The sequence below is a fragment of the Gemmatimonadota bacterium genome (genome assembly GCA_039715185.1).
In the GTDB taxonomy this organism is placed as follows: domain Bacteria; phylum Gemmatimonadota; class Gemmatimonadetes; order Longimicrobiales; family RSA9; genus DATHRK01.
In genome coordinates this window covers 1-1,373 of the sequence record JBDLIA010000219.1, presented here as the reverse complement: position 1 = coordinate 1,373, position 1,373 = coordinate 1, and the positions used below count along the sequence as shown (strand labels likewise).

1 protein-coding gene is annotated in these 1,373 nt (G+C 69.7%); it reads left to right on the top strand.

What is annotated here, in order from left to right:
* On the top strand, positions 1-1,373 hold a 1,373-nt coding region (locus ABFS34_16835), incomplete at both ends, for an ABC-F family ATP-binding cassette domain-containing protein (protein ID MEN8377092.1).

The following is a 1,373-nucleotide window of genomic DNA, read 5'->3' as shown; positions in this document are numbered from 1 at the left end:
GCCAACGGCTCCGGCAAGACCACGCTGCTGGGCATCCTGAGCGGCGACGTGGACCCGACCGAGGGGTCGGTCCAGATCCCCGCCCGGGCCAACCTCGGCGTGCTGCGCCAGGACCAGTTCCTCTACGAGGACGAGGAGATCCTGGGCGTGGCCATGATGGGCAACCCGGAGCTCTGGCACGCCCTCGTCGAGAAGGAGAAGGTTCTGGCGCGCGCGCACGAGCACTTCGACGCGGAGCGCTACGCGCGCCTGGAGGAGACCATCGAGCGGCACGACGGCTACGCCGCCGAGGCCCGCGCCGCGGGGATCCTCGAAGGTCTGGGGCTCCCCGCGGAAGTCCACCACCAGCCGCTGTCCACGCTGTCGGGCGGGTTCAAGCTGCGGGTGCTGCTGGCGCAGGTGCTCGCCGGCTCGCCGGACGTGCTGCTGCTCGACGAGCCCACGAACCACCTGGACATCCTCTCCATCCGCTGGCTCGAGCGGTTCCTGGCGGACTTCGCGGGGCCCGTCGTCGTGATCTCGCACGACCACCGCTTCCTGGACAATGTCGCCACCCACATCCTGGACGTGGACTACCAGGCCATCACGCTCTACCACGGCGACTACACGTACTTCATGGGCGCCAAGGCGGCCGAGCGGGGGCGGCGCGAAAAGGAGATCGAGGGGCGCGAGAAGGAGATCGCCCACCACCAGAAGTTCGTCGACCGATTCCGCGCCAAGGCCAGCAAGGCCCGGCAGGCCCAGAGCAAGATGCGGTTGATCGAGAAAAAGGCCGACGCGCTGGTCCCGCTGGCTCCCAGCTCCCGGCGCTATCCGCGCTTTCGCTTCGAGCAGCGGCGCCCCAGCGGCCGCGACGTGCTGACGCTGGAGGGGGTCTCCAAGGCGTACGGCGACAACCAGGTACTGCGCGGCGTGGACCTGGTCGTCCGGCGCGGCGACCGGCTGGCGATCATGGGCCCGAACGGCATCGGCAAGTCGACCCTGCTGAGGATCGCGGTGGGAGATCTGGAGCCCGACGCGGGTGCCGTAGAGTGGGGCTACGAGACGCAGCCCGGCTACTTCGCGCAGGACCACCACGAGGAGATGGGCGACCTGGCGGGCACCGCCGAGGGCTGGGTGATGAGCAACTCGCCCGCCAACACCATCGGGCAGGTGCGCGCCGAAATGGGGCGCGTCCTGTTCAGCGGGGAGGAGGCCGAGAAGCGGCTCGGGGCGCTCTCCGGCGGGGAGGCCGCGCGCCTGGTGTTCTGCCGCCTGTCCATCGAACGGCCCAACGTGCTGGTGCTCGATGAGCCCACCAACCACCTGGACCTGGAATCGATCGAGGCGCTGGTGGAGGCGCTGCGGGACTACGAGGGGACGATGATCCTGGT